This is a genomic window from Kribbella antibiotica, assembly GCF_004349055.1.
Classification (GTDB): Bacteria; Actinomycetota; Actinomycetes; order Propionibacteriales; family Kribbellaceae; genus Kribbella; species Kribbella antibiotica.
Window position 1 is genome coordinate 1 of sequence record NZ_SMKX01000163.1, and the last position, 18,849, is coordinate 18,849.

Here is an 18,849-nt window from a genome sequence, read left to right on the forward strand (position 1 = left end):
GGGTGGAGGCGAAGGTGAGGGTCGCTGCGGCGCCGACGATGACGAAGTAGATCCAGAGCGGGCCGGTGGGGAGGGAGTGGGCGACCTTTGCGGAGAAGGGGAGCAAGCAGGCTAGGGCTACGAGGGTGCCTAGGGTGATGCCGGAGAGGGCGATGAGGGTGCTTTCGGCGGTGAGCATGCGGAGGACTTGGTTGCGGGTGGAGCCGGTGAGGCGTTGCAGGGCGAACTCTCGGCGGCGGCGCAGGGTGGTGGAGACGAGGGTGTTGACGACCGAGACTGCGGTGTAGGCGATGAGCATGCCGACGAGCATGTAGTTGACCCAGGCTTGGGTTTTCTGGTCTTCGGCGTTGGCCGAGACGAGGGCAGCGCGGTCGGATACCTGTACGCCGGGGTTCGCAGCGGCGAGTTTGGTCAGGTCGGTACCGGGCTTGGCCTTGACGAGGATCTGGTGAACGAGGCCGTCGGTGGTGTGGGCGGTGACGAGGGCTGCGGGGAGGACGATGCTTTCGTAGCCGCGTTCGGCGGCGAAGGTTGCGACCACTCGCAGGGTGACGGAGGCGCCGTCGCCAAGCGTCATGGTGATCTTGGAGCCGACGCCGCGGTTGATCTTCTGTGCGATGTAGTCCGGGAGCGCGACGGTCGATCCGGTCAGGTCGGCGAGCGAGCCGGCGGTCGGTCGGACCGGTGCGGGTCCTTGGGCGTCGATGCCGATGAGTGAGGCGCCGTCGTCGTCGAGAGGGGCGCCTTGGGGTTCGTCGATTACGCCGGTACTGCGAACGTACGCCGACGCACCGGTGACACCGGAGACCGACTGCACCTGCTCGACAAGTCGCGGTGACATGCCGACGGTTGAGGTCAGGACGATGTCGGCGTTGAGGTCGCGGGTGAATGCTTTCGCCGCCGCATCGACCTGGGTGGTCTGCATGTAGAGGTTGGCGGTGGAGATGCCGACGGCAAGCATCACCGGCATCACGGCGGCCGACATCGCGACCGAACGCACGGACATGTTGCGGATTGCCAGGCGACCGTTGACGCGGCTGAGGAGCTGGACGGGCCAGCGCCAGAGCAGCAGCGCGAGCTTGGTCCAGAACGGACCGAGTAATGCGACACCGATTGCCCAGCACAGTACGGACGGTCCGGCGGTCGCACCGGCGAGCGGGCCGACCATGACGGTGGCGGTGATGATCACCAGGGCGATACCGCCGCCGAGGAAGAGCAGGCCGGAGATCAGACGCACCCAGCTGAACCACTTCCGCTGCAGCGACGACTCCATCAACGCCTGCACCGGCTTGATCTTGGCCGACTTCCGTGCCGCGATCAGTGCGGCACCGATCACCGCGAGAATCGCTCCACCAGCACCGGCTGCGAACGGAATCAGCCCTTGGTAGAAGGAGATGACCGGTGCCGCCACCCCGTGCGCGGCCAGCTGGTCGAAGAGGAACCGCCCGAGAAGCAGACCCGGAATGATGCCGACAGCAACGGCCGGCAGTGCCACGAGGAGACCCTCGCCGAGGATCATCCGCCGTACCTGGCCGGGCGTCGTACCGATGCCACGGAGGAGGGCGAACTCGCGTTCGCGGTGTTGCGCGGACAGGGCAAGGGTGGACGCGACGACGAACATCATCGTCATGACCGCGATCCCGCCGAACGATCCCGCGATCGAGATCAGCGCGGTCCGCTGGACCTCGGTGCCGGGGTGCTCAGCCAGACCGCGATCGATACCGCTGCGCACTGTCAGGTCGCCGAGCGCCTCGATCCGCTCACTGACCGCGTCGAGGTCAGTGCCCGGGGCAACCAGTACGCCGATGGCGGCGTACCGGTCGGGGGTGTGGCTAAGGCGAGTCGCGTCGCGCTCGCTGAAGAAGGTGTGACCGGCCGGGCCGGTGACGATCCCGCTGACCGTGAAGGTCTGCGGTACGCCGCGGACCAACACCTTCAGTCGGTCGCCCACCGTGCCGGTCGTGCTGACGACCTCCCCGACCGAAGGAGCACCGCCACTAACAAGCCTGTACGGCGCCAGTGCGGCGCTCGCCCAGTTGTGGCCTTGGGCAACCACTGGACCGGCCAAGCCGACGATCGGCGCGGCGAAGGTGCGGTCGCCGATCGCGCCGGTGACGCCCTCGACGGAACGGATCTTGGTCAGCAGATCGCTCGGTACGCCGGAGACTTCGGTCAGCGGAAACGCGTCCAGGTCCTCATCGGCGCCGGCCGGCTTGTGCGACTGCTGGCCGGTCACCACGATCGGGGCGGCCGCGAGTCGCTGCGGCTCGACGTTCGAGCGAATACCGGTCTCCATCAGACCGCCACAGGCCATCACGATCGCCGTACCGAAGACGACCGCGACGAAGGTGGCGATGAAACCGCCCTTGCGGAAGCGCAGGGTGCGGATCGCGAGCCGCATCATCCGGCCACCGCCAGCTTGCCGCGCGCGCCGAGGTGGGTCATCCGGTCGGCGACTTGTTCGGCCGTCGGGGCGATCAGGTTGCCCGCGAGGCGGCCGTCGGCGAGGAAGACGACCTGGTCCGCGTACGACGCTGCCACCGGATCGTGCGTGACCATCACGACGGTTTGTCCCTGGGTGCGAACCGGCTCCCGCAGCAGCTCAAGAACGTCGGCCGCAGTCTGTGTATCGAGCGCACCAGTGGGCTCGTCGGCGAAGATCACCGCCGGGCGGGCGACCAGCGCACGGGCGATCGCGACGCGCTGCTGCTGACCACCGGACAGCTCACCGGGACGGTTCTTCTGCTTGTCGCTGAGGCCTACCCGCTCGAGCACCTCGCGGACAGCGGCCTTGTTCGGCCGGCGGCCGTCGAGCTCCTGCGGGAGGACGACGTTCTGCCAGACAGTCAACGCAGGAAGGAGATTGAAGGACTGGAACACGAAGCCGATCCGCTCACGACGCAGTTCGGTGAGCTGGCGCTCCCGCATCCCGGCCAGCGGCTGGCCGTCGATCAGAACCGAGCCCGAGGTCGGCCGGTCGAGCCCGGCCGCGCAGTGCAGGAATGTGCTCTTGCCGGAGCCCGACGGACCCATCACCGCGGTGAAGGTGCCGCGGCCGAAACTGATGCTGACCCCGTCCAAAGCGGTCACCGCGTTGCTGCCGCGGCCATAGACCCGTCGTACGTCCTGGAGAACCACAGAGTGCTCGTTCGTCATGCTCAGGACGCTACGGTTCAGCGGCCGCGCGCCCCAGGGTGTTGAGTCGTCGGCAATGGTGGTGGAAAGTCCACCTAAGCCAGTAGCTGGCTGCGCATGCGTGCGCTGAGCTGGGCGACCAGGGGCTCGGTCCAGTCGGTTCCGTCGCCGCTGAAGTGTCCGGTGAGGGCACCGTCGGTGGTGGGGCGGAGGCGGATGCCGAGGATGTCGGCGAGACCGGTGTCCTTGGGGCCGGCCACTGCGGCGACCGAGCCGTGTACTGGGCCGAACTGGTAGCCGGCCGGCCACTGCTGCGGCACGTACTCGAAGAACGGGGACTGGTCCGGCATCTGAGCTTCCAGAACGGGGAAGCGCGCATACCGGCTGCAGCCGACGACCGCCTCCCGCACTGCGGCGATGTCACCATCACGTGGGATCGCGATGGCTGACGGCACGATGCAAGGGCCGAGCACCCGCTGCCACTGCGGCCGGTCGCGTTTGCTGAACAGGGTGGCGAACACCAGCGTGTCCCCAGCCCCTACGTACGGCGTCATGCCGGCGGCCAACGCGGTGAGCAACGTGACGAGCGGCGTACTGCGCTGTTGCAGTGTGCGCTGGTTGACCGCAGCGAGCTCGTCGGGGCTCAGTAGCTGCTGGCGGTAGGCGAACTGCTTGGCCGGCTGGAGTGGTGGTTGAGGGCAGGGCTTGGCGTCAGCGATGCGGGACTGCCACCAGTCTCCGGCCGGACCGCGTTGCCGCTCGACCAGCTCGGCTTCGTTGAGCGTGTAGTCGGCGTACTGCGCAGCAGGCGGTACGGCGGTGTTGGAGTAGAGCGCGGCCAGCTCGTTCAGCGTGTTCCAGAGCGTCACCGGGTCAGCGATCATGTGGTGCAGGTGGAGGGCGAGCCGGTTGCCGGCCAAGCGCAGCCGGACTGGTGCGGCCAGTGGTACTTCGGCGTGCGTCTCGACCTCATCCACTAGCTCCAGCTCGGCCGTTGGGCTGCCGTGAATGTGCTGAGTGTGGTCGACGATCTCAGTGCGCAGCACGGCGTGCCGTCGCTGCAACTCGTCGAATGCCGTGGCGAGCCGGCTGTGGTCCAGTACGCCATCCAGCCCGAGTACCGCGTTCATGGTGAACCATGGGCCGCGGGCGAACCCCGGCCGATCCGCATCTAGCTTGAGAGCGAACGTCTGCCACAGCGAGGTCGGGAGGGTCACAGCAGCGCCTCCGAGTAGTCAGGCACCTCCGCCTTGAGCAGTGCCTCGTGGAGGTCTTGCAGCACCTCGACTGCGAAGTCCTGCCGGGCCCAGTCCTCGAAAGCGATGCCGTAGCCGAGTGAGATCCACAGGTCGGCGTTGCGTTGCTCATGCGCGCCGAATGGCTCCAGGAGCACGAGTGGGGAGGCCGACCAGAGCGAGTCCAGTAGAGTGCCGCCGCCTGGCTTGCTGACGGTTGCCAACGCCTGGCGGCAGAGGTCGAACGAGCCGTGGTGACCGGTGCGCTGCTCGAATGCCTCACCAGCAAGCCCGAACGGCGGATAGCCGTCGTCGAGCCACGGGTGCCAGTCGGGGTCGATCATGAAGTAGCGGACGCCATCTGAGGTGAGGTCCTGCTTCTCGTACGCGACCACGTCCAGAGCGAAGCCGACGCTTCCCAGCTGGGCGGCGTACTCGCGGTAGGTGCCCATGCCCCAGCCGCCACCATGGACGAGCAGCCGGCGGTCGCGGTCGGTCCACGGGATCGGCGCGTCGCGGCTGACCGGGATGCTGCACGGAATCGTCCCAGCGTCAGCATCTGCGAGTTTCACGTGCCGGACCGGGTAGGGCGGCGTACCGACCTTTTGGAAGGACGGGGAGATGACGGAGTCCACGTGGCAGATGTCCACATCGACCGGTCCGTGCTGCTCGAGGTAGTCGGCGAGCAGGGTGAGCCAGAAGCCGGAGAAGACCACGAAGCGGCTCACCTGCCTGGACTGCCAGTCTGCGAAGAGTGCAGCGACGGCTGCGGGGTCGGCGGCGCGGGAGGCGTTCCCGGCGAGCTTCTGACCAGCCATGGCGACGCGGAAGTCGCGGTGGAACGCCAGCTTGGACTGGGCGGTGGTTTCCAGGGTCTTGGGCGGCATCAGGCGTTCCAGGACTGAGACGGAGACTCGGCCGCCCTGGTCACGGATGCGGTCGGCCAGGAGGAGACCGGGCACGTGGACGCCTAACGCGACGCCGGACGTGAGGACCTCGATCACAGCGTCGCCAGGTCCTTGGCCAGGTGCCGCTCGACCAGTTTGACGAGGGCGGCGCGGTCGGGGCCGGTATAGCCGCGCGGGGTGCCCTCGACGAGCATGATCAGGTAGAGGTAGACGCGGTACAGCGAAAGCCGCTCACGGTCGATGTCGGCGCCGTACCCGCCGAGTAGCTCGGGGTCGAGGTCGCCGAAGAGAGTGAGCGAGGCGAACTCCGCTACCGGGTCGCCCCAGAAAGCGCGCTCGCCGTCGATCAGGCCGGTCACTCTGCCGTCCTCCACCAGGACGTTGCCGTCCCAGATGTCGAAGTGGATCAGCCTTGGTACTGCGACGGAGTCGAGCAAGGCGGTGCGGTCGGTCACGAGCTGCCGGGACACCTTGTCGCCGAGCGTGACGTCGTACCGCTCGGCATCGGCCAGGACGTCGTCGAACATGCCGAGGAAGGTCCTGCTCCAGGAGTCCTTGAGACCGCGTTGCGGATAGCCGAAGCCGTCGGTGCCGGTGACCTCGTGCAGGCTCGAGATGATCGCCCCGAGCTCCCGCTGGTACTGCGCTCGGTCGGCGGAGACGCTGTGGAGCGTCACACCGGGGAGTGCGGTCATCAGGAGGAAGTCGGGTCCGTAGTAGACGACTTCCGGGACCGGCGCTTTGCCGAGTGCTGCTTGGTAGAACATCGCCTCGGTCTGGATAAGGTCCTGCTCGTGGGTGAGTCCAGGACCAGTTGGCGCCACCTTCAGAACAAGGTCGCCACTGGTCAGCTCCAGTCGATGGACCGTGTTGTAGGTGCCGTCGGCGAGCTCGGTCACTGCAGTGAGTTCATCCGGGTCGCGGCCTGCGTCGGCCAGCAATCCTTTGATGTTCATCGGCTGGCCTTCCGGCGGGCGTCGGCGTAGATGGCGTCCATCAGCTCGATCCTCGGTACGGCGTCGGCCAGGTCGGAGGTGCCTTCGACGAAACGTGTGAGCTGGCGCTCGTAGTACGACACCGGGGCGAAGCTGATGACCTCGCGTTCTCCGTTGACCGGCGTCACCACCAGGTTGAGGGGGAGGGCCGCAATGACTGGGCGGAGGAAGTTGCGGAGCTTGACCGTCGCGCCCTCGAACTCGAAGAGGTGCTCGCTGGTGTGGTTGGGGCCGACGCCGCACTCCAACGTCGCTGTGGTTTCCGGCCAGTGGAGGGTGGCGACGAAGGACCGGTCGACACCGTTGGGCCCGTCGAACGCCGACTCGCCGGTGACCTCGACGGCGTCGGTCTCCGAGTCCAGGCCGACTGTTGCCTGGAGCGCTTGGAGCCAGTAGCTGGCGCAGTCGTAGAAGATGCCGCCGCCGAGAGTGGGGTCGTCGCGATAGCCGCCGGGTTTGGGCTCGGCGAACGTCATCCGGGTGTGGACGGCTCGCAGAGCGCCGTACCGGCTGTCTTCGATGAAGGAGCGGACGACGCGCTGCCACTCGTGGTTGGCGGTGGCGACGGCTTCGGTCACCTGGACGGCGCCGTCGGCGGCGAACTCGAGCTCGGCGACCTCCTCGGCCGTCAGGCACAAGGGTTTCTCGACGATCACGTGTTTGCCGGCGACGGCTGCGCGGACCGCCCAGCGGTGATGGGCCGAGTTGTGCAGCGAGATGTAGACGGCGTCGACGGATGGGTCGGCGAGCAGCGCTGCGTAGTTCTCGTGGACGACCTCGATCCCGTACTGGTTGGCGAACTCCTTGGCCCGTACGGCGTCACTGGCGGCGACTGCGCGGACATGGGCGTTCGCCGTGGAGGCCGGTGCCAGCATGGTGCGGGCAGCGATCCCGGTGGCTCCGATCAGGCCGATTTCAAGCGGCATCGGTGGTCATCCCTCGTAGTGTCAGGCCGGCCGAGCCGACCGCGGCCACCGAGTGGCGTTGCCACTGGCCGAGGTCGTCCGGACGACAGAAGATCGCCAGGTACACGCGGCCACCGGGCGCGGCCAGGGTGCTGCCGTTCAGCACCTGTACGCCTGGCCGGTCGCCGGTGCTGAGCAGACCGTCGAAGGCGGTCAGCACGTCGGTAATTCCCTTGCCTGGAGCAATGTTCAGTTCGAGCTGCCACAGGTGGGCGGTCAGGTCGGTCCGCTGCTCCAGGTGCAGAGTCAGCAGACCGAGCGATTGGCGAGCGTTGATTTCCAGCACCGGTACGACGGTCCCGTCGGGGAGGATCATGGCGTCGACCCCGACCGGCCCCCAGTAACCAGCCTTTGTTAGGGCGTCGGTCACGCCGGCCAGCGAGTCGGCGTACCAGCCTTCGTCGACTAGGGCCGGTGGTGGTCGGTGCGAACCGAGGTGACGGAAGCCCTTGTTGGTCATCTGCTGCAGGCCGAGGAATTCCGCCGTACCGTCTTGGCGGAGGTGCAGGTGTCCGGAGAAGTCATGCTGTTTGGGCAGCTTCTCCTGAACGAGTAGCTCGACCCGGAGGTTGCTTTTGCGCAGCACGCGCTCCACCGCCCGCAAGACGCCGGGGGTGGTGATCTCCAGCAGCGCGCGACCGGAGACGCCGTACGGGTCCTTCACCAGCGCTCGGAAATCTAGCGCAGTAACGGCTTCGACGAGCTCGTCGGTTGAGCGAACGACTCGGCCTGCGCCGGGAAGGCCGAGCTCGATCACCAACTCGTTGGACCAGGTCTTGGAGTTGACCAGGGCAACGACCTCGCTGGGCGGAACGCTTGCCCCGAGCAACCTTGAGGTGTCCGGGAGGATGGCGTACGGGGCAACTGGTTCATCGCGAACCAGCTCAGGACTGATGTACCGCTCTATCGGACCGGGGCCTGGGTCGTCCACGGAGATGTGGCGAATCCGAGGATCTAGGAGATCCGGGTGGATCGGGTACCTGGTGATGAGCAGGTCGTTCGGCGCGCAGAAGCCCAGCAGCAGCTCGTCCATCGAGTCGACCGCGGGGTCGTGGCCGCCGACCGATGGCAGCTCGGCCAGGTCGTCGGGCCGCCACCAGGTCTCCGCGTCGAACGTGCCGAAGCGAACCGTCATTGCACTGGAGCCGCCAGTCGCTCCACGAAGGTGCTGAACTGCCGCACCGACCGCAGGTCGTCCAGCTGCAGGTTGGGATAGTCGAGCTCCAGGTCGAACTCGTCCTCGATCGCGAGCAGGAACGTGATCGTCTGCAGCGAGTCCAGGCCGTACTCCTCGACCAGGTCCGCACCCGAGCCGATCTCCGCGGCCGTCATACCGTTGTCCAGCACCTTGGCGAGGACGGCCTTGACCCTGTTCTCAATCTCCATGTCACACCCCGTTCAGGTAGAGAAGAATGCACTTCGAGCAGACCGGCATCATTCCGTTCTCGGACATGATCCGGCGGACCTCGCGGAACGACTGGCTCTGCCACAGATCGTTGACCGACTGCTCGTAGAGGTTGCCGACGACGAACTCCGGGAAGAACTTGCAGGAGCTCACGGCGCCGTCGGCGTGGACCTCCATCCGGTTGGAGACCGCCAAGCACTTACTGCGGTGCTGCGCAGGGCGCGACGTACCGAGGATGAAGTCGGTGACCTCATCGTCCTCGAGCTGCGGCTGGTAGCGCAGCCGGACGTTCCAGGCGCGGGACGCGAGCCGGGCCATCGACTCACGGAGCGCGGGAAGTTCTTCCTCGGGCAGCTGGTAGGTGTACGAATGCCAGGTGGGCTTCTTGGTAGCGGTGTTCGGCTTCAGCCACGCGAACGACTTCTCGTAAAGAGCGTCCATCGCCTCGGCAACCGACGGGCTGATGTACCAGGGGAACTGGAAGTAGACGGTGTTGACGCCGAGCTCCTCGGCCCACTCCATGAACTCGTACATCTTGTGCACGGTGACGTGGGAGACCATGCAGGACAAGGAAAGCTCGCCGTCCCACTTCCCGTCGCGCTTGAGATCCAGCATCATCTGGATGTTCTCCATGGTCCGCTTGAACGTGCCGCGGCCGCGCAGCGCCTCATGGTCCTCGCCCAGTCCGTCCAGGCTGACCAGCAGGTTGAGGTTCTCGCCGATCCGGAGCAGGTCATCGACCTTGCGCTTGAACAGCAGGCCGTTCGTGCACATGTTGACGGTCCGCGGGTACTTCTCCAGCAGCTTCGCGATCTCGTCGAACTTGGTGTGCATCAAGGGCTCGCCGCCCCACAAGAACATCTTCGAGCGGACCGGCGCGGTCGTCTTCAGCACGTCCTCGATGACGCTCAGTTCCAGCTCGGTGCGCTGGCGCTCGACGCTGAAGTCGCGGAAGAAGCCCTGCTCGTTCCACTGGTAGCAGTGGGTGCAGCGCAGGTTGCACTTGTACGTCAGCTGCAGGCTGATCTCCTGCGGCAGCGGTGCGGCGTACTCGGGGTCGAGCAACAGGTTCTTGCGAGCCTTGGACCGGATCGAGACGGTGTGCAGGATGTCGGCGAACTCTTTGTTGTTCAGGGTGCGGGTCGTGGTGGGGCGCATCAGACCTCCCGGGGAGTGGTAGCGACGAGTAATGCACTGCTTCCGGCGATCACACCTCCTGCCGCGAGTACGAGGACGAGGCCGGTGGCAGCCCCGAGCTGAGAGCTCAGTACGCCGCCGGCGAAGCCGCCAGTGAGCGCCCCGAGCGGGACGGTGGAAGAGGTGAGCGTGCGAGCCGTTGCGTGCACTGTGCTCTGCAGCGCGGCCGGAGTGAGCTGCTGACGGACACTGGTGGTCACGACGTTCCACACCGGCAGCCAGCCACCAGCCAGCACGCGGATGAGGACCAGCGTGATCGCAGGGGCAGTCACGAGGCAGAGCGGAATTGCTAGCCAGCACAGGGCTTCCACGCTGGTCAGGAGCAGCACTCTGCGGGTACCCAGTTTGATGGCGAGGCGGTTGGCTCCGAATGCACCCAGGAGACCGCCGACTGAACCTGCGGCGATCAGTAGACCGCCAGCCAGGCTGGAGAGCCCGAGAACGCGGTACGCGAAGAGGAGCAGTACGGCGTCGACCATGCCGGAGCCGAAACTGCGCACCGCGGCCGCACCGACTTGTCGGCGGAGGATGGGATGACGCCGTACGAAATCGAAGCCGGTACGGATCCGCTGCAGCATGGGCTCTCGTGCTGCGTCTACCGGCGGCTCGACGGTGGTGATCCTCGTCCGCCCGTACGCCGATGCTAGGAACGGCAGTGTGCTTAGCAGCATGCCGATCGTGGAGCCGGTGGTCCGCAAGAGCAGGCCGGCCAGCGCGGGACCGACGAGCTTGGATGCGCTGTCAGAGCTCTGCACCCTCGCGTTCATGCCAATCAGTGCGTTGGCGCCGACGAGGTGTTGCGGTTCGACCAGGGCCGGCAGGTAGGACTGCCCAGCGACGTCGACGAACACCATCGCGACACCGGCGACCGCAACCACGACGAAGAGTTGGCCCATCCCGGCTCCGCCGAGCGCCGCGGCCAGCGGGATCGTCGCGAAGACGGCGAAGCGGATGACCTCACCGATGATCATCACGCGGCGGCGCGGGATGTGGGGGAGCGCTGCACCGGCGACCAGGCCGAAGGCGGGGTAGGCGAACCAGCCCAGCGCGGACAAGACTCCGACCTGGGCGCTGGATGCGTTGAGGCTGAGAATCGCGATGCTGGGAACGGCGAAACCGGTCAGCCGGTCACCGGCGAAGCTCGCCGTTTGACTGCTCCAGTACCAGGTCAGATCAGCGTCTGGCCGTGTCTGTGTGATCGTCCGTCCGCGCACCCGTCGACTCCCCAGCGTCGGTTGGCTGTCCCGGCTTTCTTTAGGTCCTGAATGAAGTGCTCGGACAACTTAACCGGGTAGGTGGCGCTACTCAAGAGCTACTTCATGAATTCCTGGCGGGGGACGACAAGTGGTACGGACTCTCATTTTTGGGACATCAGATGACTTACTCAGCGAAGGATGGCGCGCAGGCCTGCGGTGTAGCTCTCGGCGGTGACATCGCCGAGCAGGAGGCGCTGCAGGATGAAGCCCGGCACGAAGCCGAACAGCACCTGGGCGACGACCTCGGGATCGGCATCGGCAGGGATGGTGCCGTCGGCCTGGGCGCGGCGTGCGACCTCGACGAAGCGGCCGCGGAGCATCCGGTACTTGCCCTCGGCGATCGCCTTCACGGCCGGATTGCGCAGCGACTCGGCCCAGGCCTGAAGGGCGATCTTGGTGACGTCGCCGCCGGGCCGGTCGGCGATGGAGACGATGTGCTTCAGAACCCGCTCGAGCACCAGGGTCGGGCTCAGTGGCTCGTCGCCGACCATCGCGTTCTCGAACAGCTCGTCGACCGAGCTGAGCGCCTCCTCGGCGATCGCGGCGACGATCTCCTCCTTGCTCTTGAAGTAGCCGTAGACGGCTCCGGCGGACAGCTCCGAGGCGGCGATGACATCGGCCATCGTCGTCTTGTGAAAGCCCTGGTCGATCACGCAGGAGCGGGCGGCGGCCACGATCTGGGCGCGGCGGGCCACGCGGTGCTCTTCGGTCACCTTCGGCATCTCCCGAACCTAAAACGAATGTCCGTTCTTGACAAATCCGGGGCCGGTGCGGGACGCTCGGATCAATAAAGAACGATCATTCGGTTTTAATTGAGGAGTCCCCACCATGACCGCTGAGGCGCAGGCCGAGAACCGCCGGACGCCCCTGGTTGCCGTCGTCCTTCTGCTCACCGCGGTGCTGACCGTGCTGCTGATCGCCTTCGCCTGGCCGGCGGCCCGATCCGCGCCTCGCGACCTGCCGGTGGCCGTGGCCGGGCCGAGCCAGGCTGTCGCCCAGGTCCAGGCCGGGCTGGAACAAGCGATGCCGGGCGGGTTCGAGATCACCGCCGTCGCCGACCGGGCTGCCGCCGTACAGAAGATCGAGGATCGAGAGGTGTATGGCGCCATCGTGCTCGACCCGGCTCAGCCCGAGGTGCTGACCGCTTCTGCTGGTGGACCGGCGGTTGCGCAGATTCTGACCCAGTTGGCGACCAGGGTTTCGCCGGATCATCCGGCCAAGGTGACTGACGTCGTACCGTTGCCGACGGATGATCCGCGCGGTGCCGGCCTGGCCGCTGGTGCGCTTCCGCTGGTGATCGGCGGGATCATGGCTGCGGCCGTGCTGACGATGCGGGTCAAGTCCGGTTCGCAGCGGATGCTCGGAGCCGTCGGGCTGTCGATCACGGGCGGGCTTGCGCTGGGTGCCGTACTGCAGTTCTGGCTGGGGTCTTTCGAAGGCAACTACTTCGCGAACTCCGGGGTAATCGCGCTGTCGATCGCGGCGACCAGTCTGACGCTGCTCGGGCTGGAGTGGCTGTTCGGGATCGCCGGCCTCGGCGCCGGGGCTGCGGTGATGATGCTGCTCGGCAACCCGCTGTCAGGTCTGACGAGCGCGCCGGAGATGCTGCCCGGCGGTTGGGGTGCACTGGGACAGCTCCTGCCTCCGGGAGCAGCCGGTACGGCGTTGCGCTCCGTGAGCTTCTTCGATGGTGCGGGTTCGGGTCAGGCGTTCGTCGTACTGGCTGCGTGGTTCGCGCTCGGGTTGTTCCTATGTGGTCTGGGTGCGATGCGGTCGCAACGTTTCGTCCATGGTCGTCACGAGGCATCGCCCGCTACCGTCTGAATCATGTTCCGGCGCGGTGACCTGATTGTTATGACATGGTCACCGCGTCGTCGCGTTCCAGCGTGGACAACGTTGTCTCTCACCCATTGACTTCGCAGGCTCCAGCCTCCTAAGTTCGCCAAAAGCCCGCTCTGTCCGGGTCGTAGTACGGGGATGACAACGATTGCCCGAAGGTGGACCTGATGGTGACAAGGAAACGTTTCAAAGCGGCCGGTGCACTGGCCGCGTCCGCGCTGCTGCTGGCGGTGTCGGCCTGTAGTCAGGGGTCGTCGACCAAGCAGCCGGAATCCGGCGGCCAGAGCAGCGGCCCGGCGAACATCAAGATCGCCTACCAGCAATGGGGTCCGGGCACGACGATGAAGACCTTCCTCGCCGGGGTGAAGTCCGAGTACGAGGCGGCGAACCCCGGTTCGACGGTCGAGGTCCTGCCGATCGTGGCGAGTGAGAACGACTACTACACCAAACTGCAGCTGATGATGCGGTCGCCGAACACCGCACCGGATGTCGTCTACGAAGACACCTTCCTGATCAACTCCGACATCACCGCGGGTTACCTGCGGCCGCTCGACGAGTACATCGGCAAGTGGGACCAGTGGAGCCAGTTCCAGGACTCCGCCAAGGGCGCGGCCAAGGCGCTGGACGGAAAGACGTACGGAGTTCCGGACGGCACGGATACGCGGGCCTTGTGGTACAACAAGGAAATTTTCGCGAAGGCCGGCCTGCCGACCGACTGGCAGCCGAAGACGTGGGACGACGTGCTGAGCGCGGCCCGGACCATCAAGGCCAAGGTCCCCGGTGTCACGCCGTTCAACATCTACTCGGGCAAGCCGATGGGTGAAGGCTCGGCCATGCAGGGCTTCGAGATGCTCCTGTACGGAACGAAGGACACGCTCTACAACAACGACCAGCAGAAGTGGGTCGTCGGCAGCCAAGGCTTCAAGGACTCGCTGAACTTCATCAAGACCGTCTTCGACAAGAACGAGGGCATCGGCCCGACGCCGAAGCAGGCGCTCGACCCGAACATGGGCTCCAAGGTCGGTACCGAGCTGCTGCCTGGTGGCAAGCTCGGCATCGCGCTCGACGGCTCGTGGATCTACGGCAACTGGCAGAAGACCGGCGCCAAGCCGTGGCCCGAGTGGAGCAAGGTGATGGGCCAGACCGCGATGCCGACCCAGGACGGCAGCGGCAAGGGCAAGGTCAGCCTCTCCGGTGGCTGGACCTGGGCGATCCCGGCCAAGTCGAAGAACCCCGACGCCGCCTGGAACCTGATCAAGACCCTGCAGACCCCGAAGAACGCGGCCAAGTACGCGACTGACGGTGCGCAGATCGCGGTTCGCAAGGACGTTGCCGAGGATGCGTCGTACAAGACCTCCTCGGAGAGCACGAAGTTCTTCACCGACCTGGTCTCGGTCACGGTCTACCGGCCGGCCTACGCGGAGTACCCGAAGGTCTCGAACGAGATCATCACCGCGATGGAGGCGGTGATGACCGGACAGTCGTCGGTGGACGACGCCGCCAAGAACTACGACGAAGCAGTCGAAGGCATTGTCGGCAAGGACAAGACGACCTCCGGCCAGTAGAAGGATCCCTCCCTGTGACGACTACTGTCGCCGCGACCCCCGCTCCCGCTGCGCCCAAGGCTGGGCGCAGCGGGAAACCGCGGGCCGCGAACCTGATCAAGATGCTGCCGCTCACCCCGGCCATCGGACTCATGCTGGTCTTCCTGGCCGGCCCGATCGCGTACTGCATCTACGCCGCGTTCACGAACATGGCGCTGACCGGCAACGGCGCCGCGAACGTGACGTTCATCGGACTGGACAACTTCCGTAAGGCCTTCGGCAGCGGCGCGTTCACGAACGCGATCTGGCTGACCCTGATCTTCACGCTGCTCTCCGCGATCATCGGCCAGAACACGCTCGGACTCGGGCTGTCGCTGCTGATGCGCAAGTCCACCAAGGTGGTCCGCAACTTCGTCGGTACGGCGGTCATCGGGGCGTGGGTGCTGCCCGAGGTGGTGGCGGCGTACCTGCTGTCGGCGTTCTTCAACGAAGAGGGCACGCTGAACGTGATGCTGCATGCGGTCGGTCTGCCGGGTCAGGACTGGTTGTACGCGGCACCGATCATTGCGGTCGCGCTGGCCAACATCTGGCGCGGTACGGCGTTCTCGATGCTGGTGTATTCCGCGGCGCTGAGTGAGGTGCCGAAGGAGATCGAGGAGTCGGCCGAGATGGACGGCGCCGGCGGCTGGCGGCGGCTCGTGTTCGTGACGCTGCCGATGATCAGCCGCGCGATCATGACCAACCTGATGCTGATCACGCTGCAGACGTTGAGCGTGTTCGGTCTGATCTATGCAATGACCCGCGGTGGTCCTGGGACGAAGTCGCAGACGCTGCCGCTGTACATGTACGAGCAGGCGTTCAGCTTCTCCCAGATCGGCTACGGGACCGCGATCGCCTTGGTGATGCTGGCCATCGGTGCCGTCTTCTCGCTGATCTACCTGCGTGGACTGAATACGGAGGCAGCGTGATAGCCCGGGACAAGCTTTCGAAGCTCGCATCGAACCTGGTGCTGCTTGCCATCGGCATCTTGTTCGTCCTTCCGTTGCTGTGGGTGCTGTTCGCCTCCATCAACCGGACCGCCGGGCTGCGGGTGGAGTTTCCGACGCATCCCACGTTGGGGAACTTCAAGGCGGTGCTGAACACCGACACGACGTACCGGCCGGTCTTCAACGGCCTGGTGCTGTGTGGTGGGTCGGCGCTGCTCACCATGGTTTGTGCGGTGCTGGCGGCCTACCCGCTGTCGCGGTTCAAGTCGCGGTTCAACCGGCCGTTCTTGCTGACTGTGTTGTTCTGTACGGGGTTGCCGATCACTGCGGTGATGGTGCCGGTGTACGGGTTGTTCGTTCAGCTCAACCTGGTGGACACGCTGGGCGGAACGATCATGTTCATGGCGACGGCCTCGCTGCCGTTCGCGATCTGGCTGACGAAGACGTTCATGGACGGCGTACCGATCTCGCTGGAAGAGGCGGCATGGGTTGATGGCGCTAGCAACATGCGGGCTTTGAAGAGCATCGTGTTGCCGCTGATGTGGCCGGGAATCGCCGTGGTGCTGATCTTCACGTTCATCGGGATGTGGGGAAACTTCTTCGTCCCCTTCATGCTGCTGCTGTCGCCGGAACGACTCCCCGCCTCCGTCAGCATCTTCACCTTCTTCGGGCAGTACGGCGAACCGAACTACGGCCAGCTGGCGGCGTACTCGCTGATCTACACCATGCCTGTGTTGTTGCTGTACCTGTTGCTCAGCAAGAAGCTCGGCGGTGCCTTCGCCCTCGGCGGAGCCATCAAGGGGTAATGCCTCGGAGTCGCCTCGGCGTGTGCTGAGGCGACTCGCCGGGGTGATTGCGGGGGGCAAGTAGTCGACCTAGGCTCCGTGGGAGGAGGTCAGATGAAGGGGATCGTGCTGGCTGGTGGGTCGGGGACGCGGTTGTACCCGATGGCTCGGGGCATCTCTAAGCATCTGATGCCGATCTACGACAAGCCGATGATCTACTATCCGCTGGCCACGCTGATGAGCGCGGGGATCAACGACATCCTGATCATCACCACTCCGGAGGACCGCGCGAGTTTTGAGCGGTTGCTGGGGGATGGGGCGCAGTTCGGGTGCTCGTTCAGTTATGCGGTGCAGGCGCGGCCGAACGGGATCGCTGAGGCGTTTCTGGTGGGCGCGGAGTTCATCGGGGACGGTGCAGTGGCGCTGATTCTGGGGGACAACCTGTTCTACGGGGATGGGTTCGGGGATGAGCTGAAGGCTTGTGCGGATCCTGAGGGTGGGCTGGTTTTTGCTTATACCGTGGCGGATCCGCGCCGGTACGGCGTGGTGGAGTTCGATGCGGATCGGCGGGCGATCGGGATCGAGGAGAAGCCGCGTGAACCGCGGTCGAACTCGGCGGTGGTCGGGTTGTACTTCTACGACAACGACGTGGTGGAGATCGCTCGGTCGCTGGAGCCCAGCGCTCGCGGCGAGCTCGAGATCACTGACGTGAATCGGGAGTACCTGCGGCGCGGCAAACTGCAGGTGCAGATGCTGGATCGCGGGTCGGTCTGGCTGGACACCGGGACGATCGAGTCGCTGGCTGATGCGTCCGATTTCGTGCGGGTGCTCGAGAATCGCACCGGGTTGAAGGTCGGTTGTGTCGAGGAAGCCGCTTGGCGGCAAGGGTTCATCAGCGACGACGATCTGCGGTTGCTTGCGGAACCACTACGGAACTCCGGGTACGGCGAATACCTGCTGAGGCTGCTGGATCGCCGTACGACGTATTCGCGGTTGGGCTGATCGATGAGCCGGATCCTGGTGACCGGGGGAGCGGGTTTCATCGGTGCCAACTTCGTGCCGGGCGCAGTGGCGGCGTACGGGCGGGTCACTGTGCTGGATGCGCTCACGTACGCCGGCGATCGGCGGAACCTGGCGGCGGTGAGCTCCTCGGATTTCGAGTTCGTGGAAGGCGATATCGCCGATGCCGCGCTGGTCGACAAGCTGGTCGGGCAGTCCGACATCGTCGTGCACTTCGCGGCCGAGTCGCACGTCGACAACTCGATCGGCGACCCGGCGCCGTTCATCCGGACCAATGTCGTTGGCACGTTCAACATCCTTGAAGCCGTACGGCGACATGACGTCCGCCTGCACCACATCTCGACCGACGAGGTGTTCGGCGCGCTGCCGTTGGACACGGGCACGCGGTTCACCGAATCGACGCGGTACGACCCGTCGTCGCCGTACTCGGCGACCAAAGCAAGCTCGGATCATCTGGTCCGCGCCTGGACGCGGTCGTACGGGATTGCGGCGACGATCTCCAACTGTGCCAACAACTACGGCCCGTACCAGCATGTCGAGAAGCTCATCCCGCGCCACATCACCAGCGTGCTCACGGGAAGCCGTCCGAAGGTCTACGGCACCGGCGCCAATGTCCGCGAATGGACCCACGTCGACGACCACAATGCCGCCGTACAACTGATCCTGGACAGCGGACGCCTGGGCGACACCTACCTGATCGGCTCCGGCCAAGAACGCTCCAACAAGCAAGTGACACAAGCGATCCTGCGCTTGCTGGACCGATCGCCCGACGCCTACGACCAAGTCGCCGACCGCCCCGGCCACGACCTCCGCTACGCCACCGACTCCACTAAACTTCGCACCGAGCTCGGCTGGACCCCGCAGTACGAGGACTTCGAGTCAGGCCTGGCCCAAACCATCACCTGGTACCGCGACAACGCCGTCTGGTGGCACGAAGCCAAGCGCACCACCGAAGCCCGCTACGCCGCCGGCACCTGACGAAACGCGGCGACGGCGGGTGCGGTGTACCGAAGAACGGGTACTGGTCGCCGTCAGTGGCTGAAACGACTGGCGCTGAGCGCGGCGCGCGTGTTGGAGCGGGACCACCACCCGTCCGTCGGTACGCAGCCGCCCCGACCAACCGCAACCGGGTCCGGCGCTGTGCATTTAGTGGGCCAGCCCACCGCGTTGTGGGTGGGCTAGCTGCATGCGGTGGGCCCACCCACAACGGCGTGGGTCAGCCCATCAAATGGGGGCGCCCGCTACGCGAGGTCTTCGTAGGTTTCTTGCCAGAACTCGAGTTTTTCGGCGAAGGGTTCTTCGACCTGGGGGTCGGGGGTGCCTTCGGCGAAGGCGTCGAGGGCGGCGGGGATGAGGACGGCTGCTTCGGGGGCCTGGGTGAGGACGACGGTCAGGCGGACGATGAAGGTGACCAGGCGGGTGAGTTTGTTGTGGTCGATGGGGGCGTCGCGGCCGAGGGGGTCGTGGATGATTTCCTGGGACTTGATCTGGTCCCGGATGTTCTTGAGGGTGCGGGCGGCGTCTTTGTAGTCGGCGCGGAAGGGGGTGGCCTCGACCGCGGTGGTGGGCAGGCTCAGGA

General features: G+C 65.9%; 18 protein-coding genes. 6 read left to right on the top strand and 12 right to left on the bottom strand.

Annotated elements, in window-relative coordinates; genetic code table 11:
• The 11 genes from E1263_RS35590 to E1263_RS35640 all read right to left on the bottom strand — a co-directional run.
• On the bottom strand, positions 1-2,404 hold a 2,404-nt coding region (locus tag E1263_RS35590), incomplete at its 3' end, for an ABC transporter permease (RefSeq protein ID WP_238161855.1).
• The gene (locus E1263_RS35595) at positions 2,401-3,156 is read right to left on the bottom strand and encodes an ABC transporter ATP-binding protein (RefSeq protein ID WP_132175591.1); all 756 of its coding nucleotides are present in this window, start codon (positions 3,154-3,156) and stop codon (positions 2,401-2,403) included. The genes E1263_RS35595 and E1263_RS35590, both read right to left, overlap by 4 nt.
• 74 nt (positions 3,157-3,230) lie before the next feature.
• Positions 3,231-4,352, bottom strand: a complete 1,122-nt coding sequence (locus tag E1263_RS35600) for a condensation domain-containing protein (protein WP_132175593.1) — start codon at positions 4,350-4,352, stop codon at positions 3,231-3,233.
• On the bottom strand, positions 4,349-5,374 hold the full coding sequence (locus E1263_RS35605) for a hypothetical protein (protein WP_132175595.1): 1,026 nt from the start codon (positions 5,372-5,374) through the stop codon (positions 4,349-4,351). Before E1263_RS35605 ends, E1263_RS35600 begins: the two co-directional genes overlap by 4 nt.
• Complete coding sequence (locus tag E1263_RS35610; RefSeq protein ID WP_132175597.1) at positions 5,371-6,234, bottom strand: phosphotransferase family protein; 864 nt, start codon at positions 6,232-6,234, stop codon at positions 5,371-5,373. The genes E1263_RS35605 and E1263_RS35610 overlap by 4 nt, the downstream gene beginning before the upstream one ends.
• Positions 6,231-7,199 carry a Gfo/Idh/MocA family protein gene (locus E1263_RS35615; protein WP_132175599.1) on the bottom strand — a complete coding sequence of 323 codons (969 nt, stop codon included), beginning with the start codon at positions 7,197-7,199 and terminating at the stop codon, positions 6,231-6,233. Before E1263_RS35615 ends, E1263_RS35610 begins: the two co-directional genes overlap by 4 nt.
• Positions 7,189-8,373, bottom strand: a complete 1,185-nt coding sequence (locus E1263_RS35620; RefSeq protein ID WP_132175601.1) for a hypothetical protein — start codon at positions 8,371-8,373, stop codon at positions 7,189-7,191. Before E1263_RS35620 ends, E1263_RS35615 begins: the two co-directional genes overlap by 11 nt.
• Complete coding sequence (locus E1263_RS35625; protein ID WP_132175603.1) at positions 8,370-8,624, bottom strand: acyl carrier protein; 255 nt, start codon at positions 8,622-8,624, stop codon at positions 8,370-8,372. Before E1263_RS35625 ends, E1263_RS35620 begins: the two co-directional genes overlap by 4 nt.
• A 1-nt stretch (position 8,625) precedes the next feature.
• Positions 8,626-9,801 (bottom strand): radical SAM protein, encoded by a 1,176-nt coding sequence (locus E1263_RS35630; RefSeq protein ID WP_202869216.1) that lies wholly within the window; start codon positions 9,799-9,801, stop codon positions 8,626-8,628.
• Positions 9,801-11,054, bottom strand: coding sequence for an MFS transporter (locus tag E1263_RS35635; protein WP_165956858.1), 1,254 nt, complete (start codon positions 11,052-11,054; stop codon positions 9,801-9,803). The genes E1263_RS35630 and E1263_RS35635 overlap by 1 nt, the downstream gene beginning before the upstream one ends.
• Before the next feature lie 170 nt (positions 11,055-11,224).
• Positions 11,225-11,818 carry a TetR/AcrR family transcriptional regulator gene (locus E1263_RS35640; protein WP_132175607.1) on the bottom strand — a complete coding sequence of 198 codons (594 nt, stop codon included), beginning with the start codon at positions 11,816-11,818 and terminating at the stop codon, positions 11,225-11,227.
• A 106-nt stretch (positions 11,819-11,924) separates the two neighbouring features.
• On the opposite strand from E1263_RS35640, the gene E1263_RS35645 reads away from it, so the two are divergent.
• From E1263_RS35645 to rfbB, 6 genes are all read left to right on the top strand, one after another.
• Positions 11,925-12,920, top strand: a complete 996-nt coding sequence (locus E1263_RS35645; protein ID WP_132175609.1) for an ABC transporter permease — start codon at positions 11,925-11,927, stop codon at positions 12,918-12,920.
• 182 nt (positions 12,921-13,102) lie between these two features.
• Complete coding sequence (locus E1263_RS35650) at positions 13,103-14,500, top strand: extracellular solute-binding protein (RefSeq protein WP_132175611.1); 1,398 nt, start codon at positions 13,103-13,105, stop codon at positions 14,498-14,500.
• Between the two features lie 14 nt (positions 14,501-14,514).
• On the top strand, positions 14,515-15,447 hold the full coding sequence (locus E1263_RS35655) for a carbohydrate ABC transporter permease (protein ID WP_132175613.1): 933 nt from the start codon (positions 14,515-14,517) through the stop codon (positions 15,445-15,447).
• Positions 15,444-16,271 carry a carbohydrate ABC transporter permease gene (locus tag E1263_RS35660; RefSeq protein ID WP_132175615.1) on the top strand — a complete coding sequence of 276 codons (828 nt, stop codon included), beginning with the start codon at positions 15,444-15,446 and terminating at the stop codon, positions 16,269-16,271. Before E1263_RS35655 ends, E1263_RS35660 begins: the two co-directional genes overlap by 4 nt.
• Positions 16,272-16,364: 93 nt before the next feature.
• Positions 16,365-17,252 (top strand): glucose-1-phosphate thymidylyltransferase RfbA, encoded by an 888-nt coding sequence (rfbA, locus tag E1263_RS35665; protein WP_132175617.1) that lies wholly within the window; start codon positions 16,365-16,367, stop codon positions 17,250-17,252.
• A 3-nt stretch (positions 17,253-17,255) separates the two neighbouring features.
• Positions 17,256-18,248, top strand: coding sequence for a dTDP-glucose 4,6-dehydratase (gene rfbB / locus E1263_RS35670; RefSeq protein WP_202869218.1), 993 nt, complete (start codon positions 17,256-17,258; stop codon positions 18,246-18,248).
• A 263-nt stretch (positions 18,249-18,511) separates the two neighbouring features.
• Here rfbB and E1263_RS42975 read toward each other — a convergent pair.
• A partial coding sequence (locus E1263_RS42975; protein WP_165956859.1) for a hypothetical protein occupies positions 18,512-18,849 on the bottom strand: 338 nt, incomplete at its 5' end.